Source organism: Streptomyces canus (assembly GCF_001514145.1).
GTDB classification, from domain to species: Bacteria; Actinomycetota; Actinomycetes; order Streptomycetales; family Streptomycetaceae; genus Streptomyces; species Streptomyces canus.
The window spans coordinates 399,954-418,835 of sequence record NZ_KQ948656.1 but is presented as its reverse complement, the minus strand read 5'-3'; the positions used below and the strand labels follow the sequence as shown (position 1 = coordinate 418,835).

Here is an 18,882-nt window from a genome sequence, read left to right as displayed (position 1 = left end):
TAGTTGTATGGGTGGTAGAAGGGAAGGCCGGGCCGGGAAAGATCAGCTCCGGCGCCGGTCGATCTCGTCCACCAGTTGCGGCAGCACCGCGAAGAGGTCCCCGACCACGCCGTGGTCGGCGAGCTCGAAGATCGGGGCGTCGGCGTCCTTGTTGACGGCGACGATGGTCTTGGACGTCTGCATGCCCGCCCGGTGCTGGATCGCGCCGGAGATGCCGGCGGCGAGGTAGAGCTGCGGGGAGACCTGGGTGCCCGTCTGGCCGACCTGGTGGCTGTGCGGGTACCAGCCCGCGTCCACGGCCGCGCGGGACGCACCGACGGCCGCGCCGAGCGCGTCGGCGACCCGTTCGATGAGGGCGAAGTTCTCGGCCCCGTTCACCCCGCGACCGCCGGAGACCACGATGTCGGCCTCGGTGAGCTCGGGCCGGTCGCCGCGCTCCCGCGGTGTGCGGGACAGGACCCGGACGGCGGCGGAGGCAGGGCCGAAGGTGACGTCCACCTTCTCGATGACGGGTTCGGCGGGGGCGGCCTCGGGGGCGGCGGCGTTCGGCTTGACCGTGATCACCGGCACGCCCTGGGTGACGTGTGCGGTGACCTGGTACGTCGCGGCGAACGCCGACTGCTCGGTGACCGGTCCGTCGGGTCCCGCGGTGACATCGACGGCGTCGGTGATGAGTCCGGAGCCGAGGCGCAGTGCTACCCGCGCGGCGATCTCCTTGCCGTCCGGCCCGGACGGCAGCAGGATCGCGGCCGGGCCGGTGCGCTCGGCGATCTGCGTGAGGGTGTCGACGGCCGGGGTGACGAGGTACTCGTCGACCTCCGGGGCGTCCACGACGTGGATCTTTTGGGCGCCGTACCGGCCGAGAACCTCGGTCGCGGTGTCCGCGCCCGGCCCCAGGAAGACGGCCGAGGGTTCGCCCAGGCGGCGGGCCAGGGTGAGCAGTTCGAGGGTCGGCTTGCGCACGGCGCCGTCGACGTGGTCGACGAGGACGAGGATCTCGGCCACGGTGATGCAACTCCTTCAGGCAGGTATGTCAGGGCGGGGCGCGGTCAGATGAACTTCTTGGCCGTGAGGAACGCGGCCAGTCCCACGCCGCCCGCCCCTTCGTCGGCGACGATCTCGCCCTTGGTGCGCGGCGGGCGCCGGGTCGCGGTGTCCACGGCCGACCGCGCCCCGGCCGGGCCGACCTCGGCGGCCTCGATGCCGAGGTCGGCGAGGCCGAGGGTCTCCACCGGCTTCTTCTTCGCGGCCATGATCCCCTTGAAGGAGGGGTAGCGGGCGTCCCCCGAGCGGTCGGTCACCGAGACGACGGCGGGCAGGGCGCCCTGGATCCGTACGGTGGCGCCGTCGCCCTCGCGGCGCCCGGTGACGGTTCCGTCCTCGATCGCCAGGTCTTCGAGGTGGGTGACGGCCGGGACGCCGAGCCGCTCGGCCAGCAGTGCGGGCAGCACACCCATGGTGCCGTCCGTCGAGGCCATCCCGCACAGCACGAGATCGAAGCCGTGCCGCTCGATCGCCTTGGCCAGCACCAGTGACGTGCCGAACGCGTCACTGCCCTCGATGTCCTCGTCGCTGACATGGATCGCCGCGTCACCGCCCATGGCCAGGGCCTTGCGCAGGGCGTCGCGCGCGTCGTCGGGTCCGACGGTGAGATAGCTGACCTCGGCGTCGGCGTCCGACTCGGCCAGGCGCAGCGCCTGCTCGACGGCGTACTCGTCGAGTTCGGACAGCAGCGAGTCGACCGACGCCCGGTCGGTGGTGCCGTCCTCGGTGAAGGTGCGGTCCGCCGTGGCGTCGGGGACGTGCTTCACGCAGACAACGATCTTCACGGCAGCCCTCCTGTGGTTCAATGAGTGCTAATAGTTAACTATATAGATCGGCGAAGCGCGAGTCTCGCGCTCAATCCGTCGAATTGGTTGACTGATTGCGCTGATAGCTGGAAGATCTGGGCACTGAGCCGCGAGGAGGCGCCATGGTCGGTGACAGGGACACCGCTGACAGGTACTTCGAGCCCCAGGTGGAGACCATGCCGCGCCAGGAACTGCGCGCGCGGCAGGAGAAACAGCTCCTGGAGCTCGTGGAGTACGCCTACGCCAACTCGGCCTTCTACCGTGAACTGTGGGACGAGCACGGGGCCCACCCGCGTGACATCCAGTCCATCGAGGACTTCCGGGCACGCATCCCGTTCATCACCAAGGACATGATCCGCGCCTACCGGAGCCGCACCGGCGATCCCTTCGCCGGCCTGCTCTGCGTTCCGGTCGAGGAGCTGACCTCGGTCTCCTCCAGTTCCGGAACCACCGGAGACCCGGAGTTCTTCGCCGAGATCTGGCAGGACGCCCCGCCGCTGGTGACCGCGCAGGTACGCGACCTGTGGGAGCTGGGTCTGAGGCCCGGGGACCGGGTCCTGAGCCCGCCCGGCACCTTCCGCAACTTCATGGACGCCGGCTTCCAGGCGCTGGGCGCGGTGGTCATCGAGGTCGACACCTGGATGGGCAACATGCCCGAGGTCGTCGAGGCCCTGCGCACCTACCGCCCCGCCTACCTGCAGATGATGTATCCGCAGATGGTGGAGCTGGAGCACCTGGCCGAGAAGACCGACCTGAGGGAAGCATTCTCCTCCCTCAAGGGCGCCTCCTGCGCCGGGCAGCCCCTCAGCCGGAAGATGCGCGAGCGGATCCGCGACGACTGGGGCATCGACGTCTACGAGTACACCAGCGCCGCCGACACCGGCACCGCCTGGGAGTGCCGCGAGCACGACGGCTTCCACCTCTGGGAGGACACCGTCTTCGCCGAGTGCGTCGAGGTCGACGAGCACGGCTGGCACGACGTCCCGGAGAGCGACGTCGGCGAACTGGTCGCCACCGACCTCGACAACCGAGCCGCTCCGCTGATCCGCTACCGCAGCGAGGACCTCGTCCGCCTGTCCCGCGACACCTGCGGCTGCGGCCGTACCCACGCCCGCATGTGGGTGGCCGGGCGGAGCGGCGACGAGACGGTGGTCCAGGGACGCTCCGTGGTCCTGCGGGACGTCTGGCAGGCGGTGGAGGACCAGCCGGAGACCGTCGCGGGTGTCTTCCAGATCGTCCGGGACCGGCGCGAGGTCGACGAACTGCGGCTGCGCGTCGGCTACGACCCCCATCTCACCGGCGACGTCGACGCGCTGGCAGGACGCCTGAGCGAGGCCGTGCGCGAGCGCACCGGAGTCAAGCCGGTGCTCGACATGCGCACCGAGGAGGACCTGTTGAAGACCATGACCAGCGTCGCCAAATTCCCCCGGGTGGTGAAGACCTGATGGCCCGCGCCGACACCCTGGCCCGAGCCAGGACGCTCGACCGCCCCGAACTCGCCTATCTCCTGCGCTTCCCGACCGCCGACGGCATGCGGGACCTGGAGCTGACCTGGGCGGAACTCGCCCGGGACACCGAGTGGGTCACCGCACGGCTGCGGGAGCACGGGCTCGCCGCCGGGCAGCGGGCCCTGCTGACCGCCTCCGGCTTCGAGGGCTTCTGGGGACATGCGGTGATCGGTGCCCTGCGCGCGCTGAAGGTGCCGTACGGCATCGCCGAGGCGATGGGCTGGGACCACCGCCGCACCGCGGTCTTCCACCGCGAACTGACCCCGCACGCGGTGATCGGTCTGTCGGCGGAGACGCTGGGAGGGCTCGCCGGCGCGGCCGACATCGGCGAGATGTTCCGGTCCACGCCCCTCGTGCTGGCCCGGCCCGCCGCCGTACCCCTTCTGCGCGGAGTGGGGGTGACCGCCTTCGTGATCTCGGCGGTGGGACCGGCTCTCGCGCTGGAGTGCCCCGAGCGGAGCGGCGCACATGTCAACGCCGCCGAATGGCGGTTCGGCGAGCGGGACGGCCAGCTGACCGTGGCGGCGGGGGAGGGGCGCACCTCGCCTCTGCCCGAGACACCTCTCGGCATCACCGGACGCGTCGTCGTGGGCCGGTGCGGCTGCGGCAGCGACAATCCGCGAGTCCTGCTCGCCGAGGCCAACTGACCTTTCCGATGGAGGAATTGAGCATGTCTGAAGGAGTGGTCGAAGGCCGGATCGCGGTCGTCACCGGCGCCGGCAACGGGATCGGCCGGGCGCACGCTCTGGCGTTCGCCGCACATGGGGCGAAGGTCGTCGTCAACGACCTGGGCGGCGGACGCGACGGTGCGGGCGCATCGGCCGGGCCCGCCCAGAGTGTGGTCGACGAGATCGTCGCGGCCGGTGGCGAGGCGGTGGCCAACACGGACGACATCTCCACCTGGGAGGGCGCCGGCCGGCTCGTCCGGCAGGCCGTGGACACCTACGGCGGTCTGGACGTACTGGTCAACAACGCCGGCATCCTGCGCGACCGGATGATCGTGTCGATGACCGAGCGGGACTGGGACAGTGTGATCGCCGTCCACCTCAAGGGCAGCTTCGCCACCCTGCATCACGCGGCCGCGTACTGGCGCGAGCGCGCCAAGTCCGGTCAGGACAACGACGCCCGGGTGATCAACACGACCTCCCCGTCCGGCATCTTCGGCAACCCCGGCCAGTCCAACTACGGTTCCGCGAAGGCCGGCATCGGCAGCCTCACCCTTATCGCGGCCGCCGAACTCGCCCGCTACGGCGTGACGGTGAACGCCATCGCGCCCACCGCGCTGACCCGGCTGACCGACGACATCGAGATGATGAAGCAGGCCGCCGAGAGTCAGGACCTGACCCCCGAGGCCATCTCGCCGCTGGTGGTCTGGCTGGGCTCGGCCGCCTCGCGCGAGGTCACCGGCCGGGTGTTCGGCGTCGTCGGCAACCGCATCACGGTCCTGGAGGGCTGGGTCAACGGCCCCGCCGCGAGCGCCGACAGCCGCTGGACGCCGGAGGAGCTGTCCTCCGTCGTCCCGAACCTGGTGGCCAAGGCGGCGCCGAACGCCGACGTCCTGGGCAACCGGAACGGGGCCTGAGATGACGACGACACAACGCCCGGTCGCCGAGGGCCTGTTCACCTGGCCGCCCGCCGCCGCGCCCCTCCGGCTGATCGGTTCCGAGTGCAGGGTGTGCGGCCTGGTGAGCTTCCCGGCCGCCGCGACCTGTGTCCGGTGCGCGAGCGACGAGTCGAAGGAACGGCTCCTGGCGGACCGCGGCACGCTGTGGACGTACACGACCCAGGACTTCCGCCCGCCGTCCCCGCCGTACGACGGCCCCGAAGCCTTCGAGCCGTACTCCGTCGGATACGTCGAACTGCCCGGCGAGCTGCTGGTCGAGGCGCGACTGACCGAACCGGACCCGGAGAAGCTGCGGATCGGGCAGGACATGCGGCTGACGCTCGTGCCCTACACCGTGCGGGACGACGGCACCGAGGTCGTCACCTTCGCGTTCGCCCCGGTCGAAGAGTCCACTGAGATCGAGGAGGAGGCGTCATGACCGAGGCCGTCATCATCGGGGTGGGCCTCCACCCCTTCGGCCGGTTCCCCGGCAAGCCCGCGCTGGACATGGGCGCGGACGCGGTACGGCTGGCACTCGCCGACGCGGGCGTGAACTGGCCGCAGATCCAGGGCGGTTACATCGGCAGCTACGAGGTCGCCAACCCGGACGCGATCGTCGGCCGGCTCGGCCTGACCGGCATACCGATGCGCGGTGTCTTCAACGGCTGTGCGACGGCCGGCACGGCGGTGGCGCTGGCCGCCCGCGCCATCGAGACCGGCGAGCACGACCTGACCATCGCGATCGGCCTGGACAAGCACCCGCGCGGCGCGTTCGCCGCCGACCCGTCCGTGGCCGGCATCCCCTCCTGGTACGGACAGACCGGGCTCTTCCTCACCACCCACTTCTTCGGCATGAAGATCAACCGCTACATGCACGAGCACGGCATCTCCCACGAGACGCTCGCCCGCGTGGCCTCCAAGAACTTCCGCAACGCGGCCGGCAACGAGAAGGCCTGGCGCCGCACGCCCCTCACGCCCGAGGAGGTCCTCGCCTCCCCGGTCCTCAACTACCCGCTGCGCCAGTTCATGTACTGCGGCCCGAACGAGGGCGCCGCGGCCATCGTGATGTGCCGGGCCGACCAGGCCCACAAGTACACGTCCACCCCCGTACGGGTCCGCGCCACCGCCCTGCGCAGCCGCAGACTCGGCGCATTCGAGGTGCAGAGCCCGTCGTTCCCGGTCGGGGAGCCCGTGGACAGCGCGAGCGTGGACGCCTCCCGGGACGCGTACGAACGCGCGGGCATCGGTCCCGAGGACGTCGACGTCGCCCAGCTCCAGGACACCGACGCCGGGTCGGAGATCATCCACATGGCGGAGAACGGCCTCTGCAAGGACGGCGAGCAGGAACGCCTCATCGCCGAGGGCGCCACCGAGATCGGCGGCCGGCTCCCGGTCAACACCGACGGCGGACTGCTCGGCAACGGCGAACCGATCGGCGCGTCCGGACTGCGCCAGATCCACGAGATCGTCCTCCAACTGCGCGGTACCGCGGGCACCCGCCAGATCCCCGGCACACCGCGCGTCGGCTACACCCACCTGTACGGCGCGCCCGGCGCGTCGGCGGTGACGATCCTCTCGACCTGACTGCGGAGCGAACGCGATGGAATCCGACGACATGCGGGACTTCGCCACCGAGGCGCGCCGCTTCCTCGACGCGCACGTGGCGAAGGCACCCGACCGCACCGCCGTCACCTGGGGCGAGGGCGACGACTCGATGGCGTACTTCAGCAGCCTCCCACCCGAGGAGGAGCGGGAGTTCGTGCAACGCGCCCGGGAGTGGCAGCGGATCCGCCACGAGAACGGCTTCGGCTGGATCACCGGCCCGGTGGAGTACGGCGGCCGGGGCCTGACCCCGGTCCACGACCTGCTCTACGACGCCATCGAGTCGGAGTACGACGTCGCCGACACCGGTGTGCTCAGTGTGATCGGCCTGGGCATGATCGGGCCGACGATCCTGGCCCACGCCCAGCCCCACATCCGGGACCGCTGGCTGCCGGCGATGTACCGCGGGGACGCCATCGCCTGCCAGCTGTTCAGCGAACCCGGCGCCGGATCAGACCTGGCGAGCGTGGCGACCCGGGCCGTCCGCGAGGATGGGGGCCCCTCCCGCTCGAGCGAAGCCGAGAGTGGGGGAGACTGGGTACTCAACGGGCAGAAGGTGTGGACGTCGGTCGCCCAGCACAGCCAGATCGGCCTCGCCCTGACCCGTACGAATCCGGACGCGCCCAAGCACCGCGGCATCACGGCGTTCCTCGTCCCCATGGACGCCCCCGGGGTCGAGGTCCGGCCGCTGCGGCAGATGACCGGTGGCGCGGACTTCAACGAGGTCTTCCTCACCGACGTACGCATCCCCGACGACCACCGGCTCGGCGAGGTCGACGGCGGCTGGACCGTCGCCCTGACCACCCTGATGAACGAGCGCGCGACCGTCGGCAGCGAGGGGGTCGGACCGGTGGGCGCCGCCCTGTCCCCGGACCACCTTTCGGCGCTGATGCGGGCCACCTGGACCTGGGACGACCGCGCCCTGCGCGCCCGTCTCGCGGAACTCCTGGTGGACGTCCTGGCCACCGAACACCTCAACGCCCGCGCCCTGCGCAAACTGCGCGGCGGGGTAGCACCGGGCCCCGAGATGTCCGTCTCGAAGCTGATGTACGGCCAGAACCTGACCCGGGCGGCGCACTTCGTGTCCGACGTGCTCGGCCCCCGGATCATCGCCGACACCGGCCAGTGGGGCACGTACGCCTGGACCGAACTCCTCCTGGCCACCCCGGCGTTGCGGATCCTCGGCGGCACCGAGGAGATCATGAAGAACATCCTCGCGGAACGCGTCCTCGGCCTGCCCAAGGAACCGGTGACCGCCGCTGCCAAGGAGGTGCGGTCGTGACCGCCGACGAGAGCGAGCTGCGGGAACTGCGGGCGTCCGTAAGGGAGTTCCTGGAAGCCAAGTCGCCCGAGGAAGCGGTCCGCAAGCTCATGGAGAGCGAGCCGCGCTTCGACCCGGCGGTGTGGTCCCAGGCGGCCGACCAACTGCGCCTGCCGGGCCTCGCGATCCCCGAGGAGTACGGCGGCGATGGCTTCGGGCTCGTCGAACTCGGCGTCGTCCTGGAGGAGATGGGCCGTGCGCTGTTCTGCGCGCCTTTCTTCGCCACCGTCCTCCTGGCCGCCCAGGCCCTGCTGGCCTCGGGAGACAGGGATGCCTGCGCACGTTTCCTCCCCGGCATCGCCTCCGGACGGACCACGGCCACCCTCGCCGTCGCCGAGGACCACGGTTCCTGGGACCCCGCCATGGTCTCGGCGCGCGCCGTGCCGGACGGCGACGGCGGCTGGACGGTACGCGGCCGCAAGTGCTTCGTCATCGACGGTACGACGGCCGACCTGATCCTCGTCGTCGCCCGCACCGTCGCCGGCCCCACGCTCTTCGTGGTGGAGCGGGACGCCACGGGACTCGCGGCGGAACCGATGGAGACCCTGGACGCCACCCGGGCCATGGCCCGACTGACCTTCGATGCCGTACCCGCGACACTCGTCGGGGCGGAGGGGGCGGGCGGGCGCATCATGGCCAAGGTCCTGGACATCGCCTCGGTGGGGCTGGCCGCCGAGCAGGCGGGCGGGGCACGCCGGTGCCTGGAGACGAGCGCGGACTACGCCCGCGTCCGTCATCAGTTCGGCCGGCCGATCGGTTCCTTCCAGGCGGTCAAGCACAAGTGCGCCGACATGCTCGTCCAGGTGGAACTGGCCGAGGCCTCCTCTCGTGAGGCGGCGCGGCTGGCGGACGAGGGCTCCCCGGACTTCCCGGTCGCCGCGGCCGTGGCGCACGCCTGCTGCTCACGGGCGTACATGACCGCGGCCATGGAGAACATCCAGGTCCACGGCGGCATCGGCTTCACCTGGGAACACCCGGCTCACCTTTACTTCCGACGGGCCAAGTCCTCGCAACTGCTGTTCGGAGGCCCGGCGGTGTACCACGAGCGGTTGCTGGACCGGCTTGGGATCTGACAGCCTCTACAAGGGGTTTGCATGCTCATGGTCACCCGCGAGGGTGACCGCCGCTGCACGCTCCCGCAGCACGAGCATGCGCCGATCGGCCTGGTGTACCGGCGCAGACGAAACCGGCAGCCTGCTGCCGGTTTTGGCAGCTCGGCGGCACCGCCCACGCCTGCAGAGTGCGACCGGGTCGGCGACCCCACCTGCTCACCGAAACGCGCTACTGATGAACGGTCAGCCCGCTAAGCTCAAAACTACGCCTCTGAACAGCGGGAATGGCGAAGTCTCACGGTAGTACCAGAGGCGGCGAACACACCTTCGGACGGCCCTTCGCCCATGGGGTCGCACGGGCAAGAGGCCGACGCGGGTGGACGACGGCCGCGCGGGGTCCGGGTTCGTGCATGACGGGACCGGGAACATCTGAAGCGGGTTCGCATGCATGATTCGGAGAAGCGGGGGCCGATGGGATCCACAGGGGGAAACGACGCCTCGGACGAGAGGATGGACCGACGAGCTCTTGTCGCCAATATCGGCGACTTATCAATTGGCAGTCAACCGGCGTCGGAAATCCTCCACGGGGAGGATGCTCTCACCAGGATGAAAGAATCGCTCAGGGAGGCCAGCGAAGTAATCGTGTGCGGTGTCGCATCCCATGCCCTGGTGACTGCGATACAGGCCATGACCGATGAAGCCGTACTGAGCGGATTCACGTTCCCCTGGGAACGCTTCGTCTATGTCACCCCCGAACGGACATCGATCCTGGCCAACCGCGGCGAGTCACAACTGGGTTCTGTGGTGCAGCGATGGGAAACCGCCCAGCGGCGCATGGGAAACTGCGCCCACCACTACAACCAGACCGTCATCCAGACGATCCGGGCCGGCGGATTCGAGCAGAGCTCTCATTCGGGGTTTCATATGAAGGCGACCAAATCCCTCTACCTCGAAATGACGATGCTGATCAGGGACCTGCGGAGCAAGCGCTGGCGACTGTGGGACACGGTCGGCCCGACAAAAGACCACGGTGATGACGTGTACGTCACCATGGACGAAAAACATCCGGCATACCCCTCGGCCTGCGGAAGGGTTCACCAACTACTCCAGGAGAGCCGGGAGTTGACCACACGTCAGGTTCTCTGTGCTCCCCTGGTGCGGGAGCGGGCCGACTCCGTCAACCGGACCGCGGCGGCGCAGTTCACCGAGGACGTGTCGCGGCACTGGCCCGACCTGAAAATCAACACTCTCGTCCCGCACGGAACCATCCTGACGAATTATCCGACCTGTCTGCCGACAGCGATATGCGTCGTGCGTTCGGCGCACCAGAACCAGGAAATACTTCTGCTCAAGAAACGTACGGCCGCCAACAGTACCGACGACCTTGGAAAGCTTTCCCTGCTCAGCTCACGCGTCCTCGAGGAGGAAGTCGCCGATGCGCTGGGTATACCTCTCTCCGAGGGGAAGTCGGCCCGTGAGGCCCTCGATGAAATGTGGGTGGCGAACTACAACATCAACGGCACACGCGGGCCACTGACCGTACCGCAGAGTGCGTTTATCCGGGCCGCCCAGCGCGAGTTGTTCTTCAGCTGCGGATTGGACCTCACGGAGGAAAGGTTCATCTTCCGTGGATGCCAGGTGATCGACCGAGAAGAGACCAGCGAGCAAATATTCTTTTGCATTTTCGAGGTTGTATTATTTCGCAGAAGGACTGCAGCTGCGGCCCGGGGAATCGCGGATGAACTCTCCACAGCATTGGCCTGGAATAAGGAGAAAATCACTCAGGTGGCTCAGGAATCACTGTACGACAGCGAGCATCGGGGCAGACTGAACCGACTGTTGGTCCGGCGCGAGGACTGGCTCAGGGATACGATCTTCTCGCAACCCTTCAGCGCTCTTCCCTGATCGAGGTGCAACATGATTGCGGTGTGTGGAAGGCAAGGCCCTTGAGCGAGAACCCCGCTGCTGTCCTGTCGGTTGTTTTCCTGCGCCCTGAACCCGAGCCTCAGATCCTGGTAGCGGTGCGTGCACAGGAGACGAATCCTCGTCACCCCGGTGTGGTGAGCGTGCCCACCATGCGGATCCCTCTGCCGTTGGCTGCCCAGTTGGCCGGGGGGAAACTCCCCGAAGACGGGGGCCATCTGGACCTCCTGGGTCCTTGCCGGGCCTTCGGAACCGCCGGCGCGGGTACGTCGATCGAGGGGTTGCTCGTCGAGTCCATCCTCTCCAAGAAGATCATCTCCGGGAGCATGCTGGAATCCAGGGAGATTCAGGGAACCTGTTCCGTTCGGTGCGTCTCGAAGGCGGACGTCGACGATCCCACGGGGCGTGACGGGGCCATCGAGCCCACACTCATGGTCACCGTCATCGCCGAGTGCGAAAAGGGTGGAAAGTACCTCGAAGGCAATTCCGCCAGCTATTCCCAGATTACGTGGATCGACCGGCGGGACCTGATGACCTCCTGGCGGAGACGTGACGCACAGTTCCTCTTCCCCGACGCGAACCCGTTCGAGATCTGCATTCGCGGCCTTTGTGTCAGCTCTGCGGTGCACGTACTGAGCCAGGACCTGTCCTCGGCACTCAAGACAACCGACGCCAACCTGGGGTGAGAACCCGGGGGCGGCGCAGCGGACGGGGGATCGTGTGGGGGCTTTTCACTTCACACCCAGCGAAATAGCCGGGCTGGGGATAGCCGGAACGCTGACCGGTGCGTGGCTGGGTGCGCGCATCAACGGGCGGACGCAGCGGGACGTATCAACTGCTGCAGTCGCCACACAGCGCAGTGTCGCCGAGACCACGCTGACCGCTCAGCGCAAGCTGGCGGAGGATCAGAGGCTCTGGACGGAGCGAAAACACGTATACCTGGAAATCATGGATGACCTGGAGCGCAGGTCGGAATTCCGGGACGCCTTCGGCGACCCGGACTCCGATGGGGAGTACGCTCCGACTCCCGAGCAGTGGAGAAACCTGAACGTCCGCACGAACGCCTTCGGCTCAACAGAGGTGCTGGAACTCCTCAAGGCCAGCAGAAAGGCGCACCTCATATGGTTGCAGTCAACCCGGGACAGGCAGGAAGCCATAGCCCACCACGACGGAAGCGCCACCTCCACGGAACGACTGTCGCGACTCAGCTCAAAAGTGGCGGAAGCCTACGCGTCAGCACACTCCGCTGACACAGCACTGATCAGCCGGATCCGATCAGAGGTCCAGGGCGACTAACCGCCCCTCCAGCAAGCTCCACGAGAAGGCCACGAGCGAGCTCAGCCGCGCGCCGCCTCGCCCAGCAGCGCCTTCGCGATGATGACCTGCTGGATCTGGCTGGTGCCCTCGTAGATGCGGAACAGCCGGGCGTCGCGGTAGAAGCGCTCGACGGCGACCCCACGCATATAGCCCGCGCCGCCGTGGATCTGCACGGCGCGGTCCGCGACCCGCCACACCATCTCGCTGGCGAAGTACTTCGTGCAGGACGGCCCGATCTTGGTGTCCGTGCCGGCGTCGAAGGCGCGGGCGGCCTCCAGGACGGTGGCGCGGCCCGCGTAGTAGTCGGTCTGCGAGTCGGCGATCAGGCCCTGGACGAGCTGGAAGGAGCCGATGAGCTTGCCGGACTGCTTGCGGGTGCTCGCGTAGCCGACCGACTCGTCGACCAGGCGCTCGGCCATACCGACCATCAGCGCGGAGATGTGCACCCGCCCGTGGGCGATGCAGCCCATCGCCGTGGCGAAGCCCCGGTTGAGGCCGGCGTCCCCGCCGACGAGGGCGGATGCGGGGACCCGGACGTCGTCGAAGAACACGTCCGCGGTCCAGGCGCCGAACTGGCCCATCTTGTGGTCCTTGGGGGCCACGGTGAGGCCCGGGGTGCCGGCCGGGACCAGGAAGGTGGAGATGCCTCGGGTGCGCGGGGCATCCGGGTCGGTGCGGGCGAACACCATGAAGACGTCGGCGAGCGGGGCGTTGGTGATGTAGCGCTTGGCGCCGTTGATCACCCAGTTGTCGCCGTCGAGATGTGCCTTCGTGGTGAGCGTCGAGGGATCGGAACCCGCCTCGGGCTCGGTGAGCGCGAACGAGGCCAGAACGTCACCGGAGGCGATCCTCGGCAGCCAGTGCGCCTTCTGCTCCTCCGTACCGCCGACCATGAGGACGTGCCCGGCGATGCCGTTGTTCGTGCCGAACATCGAGCGCAGCGACGGGGTCGTGTAGCCCAGCTCGAACATCAGCTGGGCCTCCTCGAGCATCGACAGACCGAGTCCGCCGTACTCCTCCGGCAGCGCGAAGCCGAACAGGCCCATCTTCTTGGCCGCCTCGCGGATGTCCGCGGGCATCTCGTCCTTCTCGTCGATCTCCGCCTCGAGCGGCACGACGCGGTCCCGGACGAAACGCCGGACCTCGGACAGCACCGCGCTGAAGTCAGCCGCGTCCATGTCGACTCTCCCTTGTTGCCCTCATCGGTCTCATTGATCTGTCTCGTCGGGCTTCTTCTCGGGCCGGTAGCACAGCGCCAACAGCGCCGCCGCGCTCGCCGTGCCGATCCCGGCCGCCAGCAACGCGTGCCGGGTGCCCGCGCGTTGGCGGCGCAGCAGGCCGTCGAGCGAGTACCGGCCGTTGCCCAGGGCGGCCAGTGCGACGGCCGCGCCGCCCACGACACCGACGTACTCCCAGCCGCCCTTGAAGACGAAGAAGCCCTTGCCGCGGTGGTCGGTCCGCGCGGCCACGCTCATCAGGCCGACGGCCGCCGCGGCGGGGAGCGGGTTGGCCGCGCCGAGGACGATGCCGACGCCCGCGGCCATCTCGGTGCCGGCCGCCATCCGGGCGTGCACCTCGGCCGGCTTGAGGCCCAGCGCCTCGAACCAGCCCGTGGTGCCCTTGAGCCCGCCCGGTCCGGCGACCTTGTTCCAGCCGTGTGCGAAGAGCATCGGGCCGAGGGTCGCGCGCAGCACGAGGGCGGCGGCGTCGTGGCCCTTCACTGGCCGGCTCCCGTCGCCCGGCCGGCAGGGACGGCGCCGTACAACTGCGGTACGGCGTCGACGAGTTCGTCGTAAGTGAGGGCCTGCCCCGACTGGCTCGGGTGGACGGCGGCGACCGTCCAGCCCTGGAGCCGGTTCAGCCGGTTGCCCTCGATGCGCAGGACCTGACCGGTGAGCCAGGCCGCGCTGTCGGAGGCCAGGTAGACGACGACTCCGGAGGCGTTGGCGGGATCGCGCGGGTCGAAGCCCTCGGTGGCCTGGAGGGACTCGCCGACGGCCAGGCCGTCCGTCATCCGCGTGGCGGCGATCGGCGAGATGGCGTTCGCGGTGACGCCGTAACGGCGCATCTCCAGGGCGGTGAGGACGGTGAGCCCGGCTATTCCGGCCTTCGCCGCCCCGTAGTTGGACTGGCCCTGGTTGCCGAACAGGCCCGTCCCGGACGTCGTGTTGATCACCCGGCCGGCGACCCGCTCGCCCCGCTTCGAGGCCTCGCGCCAATAGGCGCACGCGTGCCGGGTGAGCGCGAAGGTGCCCTTGAGATGGACGGCGATGACGGAGTCGAACTCCGCCTCGGTCATCGAGAACAGCATGCGGTCACGCACGATGCCCGCGTTGTTCACGACGATGTCGAGGCGGCCGAACTCCGCGACGGTGTCCGCGACCATGGTCTCGGTCGCCGCCCAGTCCGTCACCGAGGAATGGTTGGCGATCGCCCGGCCGCCGAGCTTGGTGATCTCGGCGACGACCTCGTCGGCCGGGGAGTCGCCGGTCTGCTCGCCGTGTATGCCCGAGCCGAGGTCGTTCACCACCACGGTCGCGCCGGCCTCGGCGAGCGCCAGACAGTGCGCCCGGCCAAGGCCTCTGCCGCCGCCGGTGACGATGGCGACCTTGTCGTCGAGGATGCCCACGCCGTACCTCCAGAGATGTGAGTTCAGTTGAGTTCGCGGAGCACTTCGTCGGTGTGCTCGCCGAGTGTCGGCGCGCCGCCTCGCGGCTTCTCGTCGACGCCCCAGAAGGCGACGGGAGTCGCCACCGTCCGCAACGGTGGCGCGTCACCCATGCCGGGCTGTTCGACGAACGCCCCGACCGCCTCCGCCTGTGGATCGGCCGCCACCTCCGCCAGGGTCTGCACGGGCGCCCACCACACGCCCTCGGCGTCGAAGCGCTCGGCCCACTCGTCCAGCGGACGCTTCGCGAACTCCTCGTCGAACTCGGCGATCAGTTCGGTCACGTGGCCGCGCCGGGCTTTGCCGGTCGCGAAGCGCTCGTCAGTCTCCAGGTCCTCGCGACCGAGCGCCTTGACGACACCGGGCCAGTGCCGGTTGCCCTCCAGGCCGACCAGCCAGAACCAGCGGTCGTCGGCGGCCCGGTAGGAGTTGTAGAGCGGCGACTCGTGCTCGGTGCGGTGGCGGGTACGGCCGCGCTTGCCGAAGAAGTTCTGCAGGGCGAGGTCGTTGCCGTTGGCGTAGGTGCCGGATCGCAGCAGTGATACGTCCACCACCCCGCCCTCGCCGGTGCGTTCGCGGCGCAGCAGCGCGGCCAGTACCCCGGCAACCAGGTTGGCCGCGGCCGTACGGTCGCCGAGGCCGGGCCGGATACCGGGCGGTGGCTCCCCGGCCGGGTTGAGCATGGCGGCGATGCCGGGCCGGGCCCAGAACGCGGAGACGTCGTACCCGGCGCGGTCGCGCTCGGCGCCCGTCCAGCCGTACCCCGTCAACGTGCCGACAACCAGCTGAGAATGACGTTCCCTCAGATCGTCCGGCGCCAGGCCCAGCCTCTCCAGAGCGCCCGGGCGCAGGTTGGTGACGAACACGTCGGCGCGTTCCAGCAGCCGCTCCAGTACGTCCTTGCCCTCCTGCGAGCGCAGGTCGAGGACGATGCCGCGCTTGCCGCGGTTGTCGGTCTCGAACGGGGGAGCGCTGTCGATGTCCTGCCCGACGTGCTTGAGCGTGTACCGGTTGGGGTCGCCGGTCGGCGCCTCCACCTTGATCACGTCCGCGCCCCAGTCGGCGAGCATGGTGGCCGCGGCCGGTGCCGCCACCCACATGCCCAGCTCGACCACGGCAATGCCCTCCAGTGGCCGCACGGGCCCACCTCCAGATCATCGGGCGCTTGTGCGCCTGCTACACGCCGCGGAAGTCGCCCGGTCGGCGTTCCCGGAAGGCCTTGAGTCCCTCGGCCCGGTCCTCGGTGCTGAACAGCACCGCGACGGTTTCGCGCTCGTACGCGATCGCCGCCTCCAGGTCCATGCCGAGCCCGTAGTCGATGAGCCGCTTGCCCGCCGCGAGCGCGAGCGGGGCCCCGGCGGTCAGCTTCGCGGCCAGGGCTTCGGCGGTCTTGAGCGCACCGCCGGGCTCGGCGAGTTCGTTGACGAGCCCGAGCGCGTGAGCCCGCTCCGCGTCGATCGGCTCGCCGGTGAGGATCATCTGCTTGGCTATCGCCGGCGGCAGCAGGCGGGGCAGCCGCTGGGTGCCGCCGGCGCCCGGCAGCACGCCGAGCTTCATCTCGGGCAGGCCCAGCCGGGTGCCGCGCTCCGCCACCCGCAGATCGCAGGCGAGCGCCAGCTCCAGGCCGCCGCCGAAGGCGAACCCGTGGACGGCCGCGACCGACGGCTTGGGGAAGTCCTCCAGGAGCGCGAATGCCTCGGTCAGGCGCCCCACGAAGGCACGGAACTGCCCTGGCGCGGTGAACGACTCGATCTCACCGAGGTCGGCACCGGCCGAGAAGGCCCGTCCCGCACCGGTGATGACCAGGGCGCGTACGTCGTCGTTGTCACGGACGTCTGCGAGCGCCTGTTTCAGCTGTTCGGCGGTCTCGGAGCCGATGGCGTTGAGCTGCCCCGGCCGGTCGAGGGTCAACACCGCTATTCCATCGCGGAGTTCGGCACGCAGCACGGTGTTCACCTCAGACCATCGTCAGTCCGCCGCTGACCGAGAGCGTCTGCCCGGTCATGTAGGCGGCGTCGTCGGACGCGAGGAAGGCCACCACACCGGCGATCTCGTCGGGCTGGGCGACGCGGCGCAGCGGGATGGCCCGCACGGTCGCGTCGTACATCTTCTGGCTGTAGTCGGCGACCTGTCCCAGCAGCGCGGTGTCGGTCGGGCCCGGGCAGACGCTGTTGACGGTGATGCCGTGCCGGGCGACCTCGCGGGCCAGCGCCTTGCCGAAGGCGATGACCCCGCCCTTCGTGGCGGAGTACACCACCTCGCCGGACGAGCCGACGCGGCCGGCGTCCGAGGCGATGTGCACGATCCGGCCGCCACCGCTCTCGATCATCGAGTCCAGTACGGCCCGGGTCACCGTGATCGTGCCGCGCAGATTGACGTCGATGATGCGGTTCCAGGTGTCCTCGGTGCTGTCGACGAAGCGGCCGATGACGTCGACGGCCGCGTTGTTGACCAGGACGTCCACCGGACCGAGCTCGACGGTCACCCGCTCCACGGCCGCGTGCACGGCCGCGCTGTCGGAGATGTCCGCGCCGACCCCCGTCGCCCGCACTCCGTACCGCTCGACGAGCCGGCCCGCGACCTTGGCGGCGGCCTCCGGGTCGAGGTCGCAGACGGCGACCGCGGCTCCCTGGGCGGCGAGCCGGTCGGCGATCGCCTCGCCGATCCCGCGTCCTGCTCCGGTGACGAGTGCCACCTTGTCCCGTACGCTCACGCGCCCTCCCTCGCCCAGATCCCGATACAGCGCTATCGTATAACTACTTCAGCTAAATAAGCGAGATGCATGAGTGGAGTCGAGCATGCGCCGAACGATCTTCACCGAGGAACACGAGCTGTTCCGCGAGACCGCCCGAACCTTCTACCTGCGCGAATGTGCCCCGTACGCCGAGCAGTGGGAGCGCGACGGGCAGGTGAGCCGGGCCGCCTGGGCGGCGGCGGGCAAGGCCGGACTCATCGGCTGGCAGTTCCCGGAGGAGTACGGCGGCCAGGGCATCCGGGACTTCCGCTACAACGCCATCATGGCGGAGGAGATGGCGGCCACCAGCACGGTCGGTATCGGACTCGGGCTGCAGAACGACGTCCTTCCGCCGTATCTGATGAACCTCACCACGCCTGAGCAGAAGGCCCGCTGGCTCCCCGGTGTCATCAGCGGCGAGACGATCTGCGCGCTCGCGCTGTCGGAGCCGTCCGCCGGGTCCGACCTCAAGGCCATCCGCACCACCGCCCGCCGGGACGGCGACGAGTGGGTGATCGACGGCTCCAAGACCTTCATCACCAACGGCATCCTGGCCGACCTGGTGATCGTCGCCTGCAAGACCGACCCGGATGCCGGCCACAAGGGCATCAGCCTGATCGTCGTCGAGCGCGGCGCCGAGGGCTTCGAGCGGGGGCGCAAGCTCGACAAGGTCGGCATGAAGGCCCAGGACACCGCCGAGCTCTTCTTCCACGAGGTCCGGGTCCCGGCCGAGAACCTCATCGGAGAGGAGGGCCGCGGTTTCTACCACATGATGGGCAACCTCCCCACGGAACGGCTCGCCATCGCCGTCTCCTCGCTGGCGGCGGCCGAGCGGGCCTACGTGCTGGCGCTGGACTACGCCAAGACCCGTACCGCCTTCGGGCAGCCCATCGGGGAGTTCCAGGCCAACCGGTTCGCGCTCGCCGACATCAGGGCCAAGCTGAACGCCGCCCGCGTGTACGTGGACGGCTGCATCATGGCCCTGTTGCAGGGCGAGCTGACGCCCGACGAGGCCGCGGCCGCCAAGTACTGGACCTCGGAGACCGGCTGGCAGGTCATCGACCGATGTATGCAGCTCTTCGGCGGTTACGGCTACGTCAACGAGTACGAGATCGCGCGCATCTGGCGCGACAGCCGGGTGCAGCGGGTCTTCGGCGGAACCTCGGAGATCATGCTGGAGATCATCGGACGGTCGCTGGGCCTGTAGTCCGAGGCCCGGAGTGTCCGGAACTTATTGACTACCTTGGCTAAATAGGTTAGCTATTTAGCCTGGATGTGCGCAGTGTCGCGCGGTCTCTAGGAGG

The 18,882-nt window shown here is 69.3% G+C and carries 19 protein-coding genes; 11 read left to right on the top strand and 8 right to left on the bottom strand.

Going from position 1 to position 18,882, the window contains the following annotated elements; genetic code table 11:
* Positions 1-42: 42 nt before the first annotated feature.
* Both AQJ46_RS01805 and AQJ46_RS01800 read right to left on the bottom strand, forming a co-directional pair.
* Positions 43-1,005: an electron transfer flavoprotein subunit alpha/FixB family protein gene (locus AQJ46_RS01805; RefSeq protein ID WP_059203860.1), complete on the bottom strand. Its 963-nt coding sequence runs from the start codon at positions 1,003-1,005 to the stop codon at positions 43-45.
* Between the two features lie 44 nt (positions 1,006-1,049).
* Entirely contained in the window at positions 1,050-1,811 is a 762-nt protein-coding gene (locus tag AQJ46_RS01800) for an electron transfer flavoprotein subunit beta/FixA family protein (RefSeq protein ID WP_059204381.1), read from the bottom strand.
* 161 nt (positions 1,812-1,972) lie between these two features.
* Between AQJ46_RS01800 and AQJ46_RS01795 the strand changes: the two genes are divergently transcribed.
* The 10 genes from AQJ46_RS01795 (at position 1,973) to AQJ46_RS01750 (ending at position 12,155) form a co-directional block, all read left to right on the top strand.
* Positions 1,973-3,295, top strand: coding sequence for a phenylacetate--CoA ligase family protein (locus AQJ46_RS01795; RefSeq protein ID WP_059203859.1), 1,323 nt, complete (start codon positions 1,973-1,975; stop codon positions 3,293-3,295).
* The gene (locus tag AQJ46_RS01790) at positions 3,295-4,005 is read left to right on the top strand and encodes a hypothetical protein (RefSeq protein WP_059203858.1); all 711 of its coding nucleotides are present in this window, start codon (positions 3,295-3,297) and stop codon (positions 4,003-4,005) included. The genes AQJ46_RS01795 and AQJ46_RS01790 overlap by 1 nt, the downstream gene beginning before the upstream one ends.
* A gap of 23 nt (positions 4,006-4,028) precedes the next feature.
* The gene (locus AQJ46_RS01785; protein WP_057612803.1) at positions 4,029-4,940 is read left to right on the top strand and encodes an SDR family oxidoreductase; all 912 of its coding nucleotides are present in this window, start codon (positions 4,029-4,031) and stop codon (positions 4,938-4,940) included.
* Between the two features lies 1 nt (position 4,941).
* Positions 4,942-5,400, top strand: a complete 459-nt coding sequence (locus AQJ46_RS01780) for a Zn-ribbon domain-containing OB-fold protein (RefSeq protein ID WP_059203857.1) — start codon at positions 4,942-4,944, stop codon at positions 5,398-5,400.
* A complete protein-coding gene (locus AQJ46_RS01775) occupies positions 5,397-6,545 on the top strand; it encodes a thiolase family protein (protein ID WP_059203856.1) in 1,149 nt (382 codons plus the stop codon). The genes AQJ46_RS01780 and AQJ46_RS01775 overlap by 4 nt, the downstream gene beginning before the upstream one ends.
* A 16-nt stretch (positions 6,546-6,561) precedes the next feature.
* The gene (locus tag AQJ46_RS01770) at positions 6,562-7,845 is read left to right on the top strand and encodes an acyl-CoA dehydrogenase family protein (RefSeq protein ID WP_059203855.1); all 1,284 of its coding nucleotides are present in this window, start codon (positions 6,562-6,564) and stop codon (positions 7,843-7,845) included.
* Positions 7,842-8,957 (top strand): acyl-CoA dehydrogenase family protein, encoded by a 1,116-nt coding sequence (locus AQJ46_RS01765; protein ID WP_059203854.1) that lies wholly within the window; start codon positions 7,842-7,844, stop codon positions 8,955-8,957. Before AQJ46_RS01770 ends, AQJ46_RS01765 begins: the two co-directional genes overlap by 4 nt.
* Positions 8,958-9,623: 666 nt before the next feature.
* Positions 9,624-10,841, top strand: coding sequence for a hypothetical protein (locus AQJ46_RS01760; protein ID WP_159063980.1), 1,218 nt, complete (start codon positions 9,624-9,626; stop codon positions 10,839-10,841).
* A 41-nt stretch (positions 10,842-10,882) separates the two neighbouring features.
* Positions 10,883-11,545: a hypothetical protein gene (locus AQJ46_RS01755; RefSeq protein WP_159063979.1), complete on the top strand. Its 663-nt coding sequence runs from the start codon at positions 10,883-10,885 to the stop codon at positions 11,543-11,545.
* A 34-nt stretch (positions 11,546-11,579) separates the two neighbouring features.
* On the top strand, positions 11,580-12,155 hold the full coding sequence (locus tag AQJ46_RS01750; protein ID WP_059203851.1) for a hypothetical protein: 576 nt from the start codon (positions 11,580-11,582) through the stop codon (positions 12,153-12,155).
* A gap of 41 nt (positions 12,156-12,196) precedes the next feature.
* Here AQJ46_RS01750 and AQJ46_RS01745 read toward each other — a convergent pair whose 3' ends face one another.
* From AQJ46_RS01745 to AQJ46_RS01720, 6 genes are read right to left on the bottom strand one after another with little or no spacing between them, the layout of a single operon-like run.
* The gene (locus tag AQJ46_RS01745; RefSeq protein WP_059203850.1) at positions 12,197-13,354 is read right to left on the bottom strand and encodes an acyl-CoA dehydrogenase family protein; all 1,158 of its coding nucleotides are present in this window, start codon (positions 13,352-13,354) and stop codon (positions 12,197-12,199) included.
* 30 nt (positions 13,355-13,384) lie between these two features.
* Positions 13,385-13,897, bottom strand: a complete 513-nt coding sequence (locus tag AQJ46_RS01740) for a DoxX family protein (protein ID WP_059203849.1) — start codon at positions 13,895-13,897, stop codon at positions 13,385-13,387.
* Positions 13,894-14,805: an SDR family NAD(P)-dependent oxidoreductase gene (locus AQJ46_RS01735; RefSeq protein WP_057612793.1), complete on the bottom strand. Its 912-nt coding sequence runs from the start codon at positions 14,803-14,805 to the stop codon at positions 13,894-13,896. Before AQJ46_RS01735 ends, AQJ46_RS01740 begins: the two co-directional genes overlap by 4 nt.
* Positions 14,806-14,828: 23 nt before the next feature.
* The gene (locus AQJ46_RS01730; RefSeq protein WP_079072073.1) at positions 14,829-15,983 is read right to left on the bottom strand and encodes a CaiB/BaiF CoA transferase family protein; all 1,155 of its coding nucleotides are present in this window, start codon (positions 15,981-15,983) and stop codon (positions 14,829-14,831) included.
* A 37-nt stretch (positions 15,984-16,020) separates the two neighbouring features.
* Positions 16,021-16,800, bottom strand: coding sequence for an enoyl-CoA hydratase/isomerase family protein (locus AQJ46_RS01725; RefSeq protein WP_059203848.1), 780 nt, complete (start codon positions 16,798-16,800; stop codon positions 16,021-16,023).
* A 1-nt stretch (position 16,801) separates the two neighbouring features.
* A complete protein-coding gene (locus AQJ46_RS01720) occupies positions 16,802-17,557 on the bottom strand; it encodes an SDR family NAD(P)-dependent oxidoreductase (protein ID WP_059203847.1) in 756 nt (251 codons plus the stop codon).
* An 85-nt stretch (positions 17,558-17,642) separates the two neighbouring features.
* Here AQJ46_RS01720 and AQJ46_RS01715 point away from each other — a divergent pair, with 85 nt between their 5' ends.
* Positions 17,643-18,785, top strand: coding sequence for an acyl-CoA dehydrogenase family protein (locus AQJ46_RS01715; protein WP_059203846.1), 1,143 nt, complete (start codon positions 17,643-17,645; stop codon positions 18,783-18,785).
* Positions 18,786-18,882: the final 97 nt, after the last annotated feature.

What these genes read in the sequence shown, in the direction of transcription:
- AQJ46_RS01745 (WP_059203850.1), bottom strand. Translation starts at nt 13,354, where the DNA reads ATGGACGCGGCTGACTTCAGCGCGGTGCTGTCCGAGGTCCGGCGTTTC.
- AQJ46_RS01775 (WP_059203856.1), top strand. Translation starts at nt 5,397, where the DNA reads ATGACCGAGGCCGTCATCATCGGGGTGGGCCTCCACCCCTTCGGCCGG.
- AQJ46_RS01785 (WP_057612803.1), top strand. Translation starts at nt 4,029, where the DNA reads ATGTCTGAAGGAGTGGTCGAAGGCCGGATCGCGGTCGTCACCGGCGCC.
- AQJ46_RS01760 (WP_159063980.1), top strand. Translation starts at nt 9,624, where the DNA reads ATGACCGATGAAGCCGTACTGAGCGGATTCACGTTCCCCTGGGAACGC.
- AQJ46_RS01770 (WP_059203855.1), top strand. Translation starts at nt 6,562, where the DNA reads ATGGAATCCGACGACATGCGGGACTTCGCCACCGAGGCGCGCCGCTTC.
- AQJ46_RS01715 (WP_059203846.1), top strand. Translation starts at nt 17,643, where the DNA reads ATGCGCCGAACGATCTTCACCGAGGAACACGAGCTGTTCCGCGAGACC.
- AQJ46_RS01795 (WP_059203859.1), top strand. Translation starts at nt 1,973, where the DNA reads ATGGTCGGTGACAGGGACACCGCTGACAGGTACTTCGAGCCCCAGGTG.
- AQJ46_RS01780 (WP_059203857.1), top strand. Translation starts at nt 4,942, where the DNA reads ATGACGACGACACAACGCCCGGTCGCCGAGGGCCTGTTCACCTGGCCG.
- AQJ46_RS01790 (WP_059203858.1), top strand. Translation starts at nt 3,295, where the DNA reads ATGGCCCGCGCCGACACCCTGGCCCGAGCCAGGACGCTCGACCGCCCC.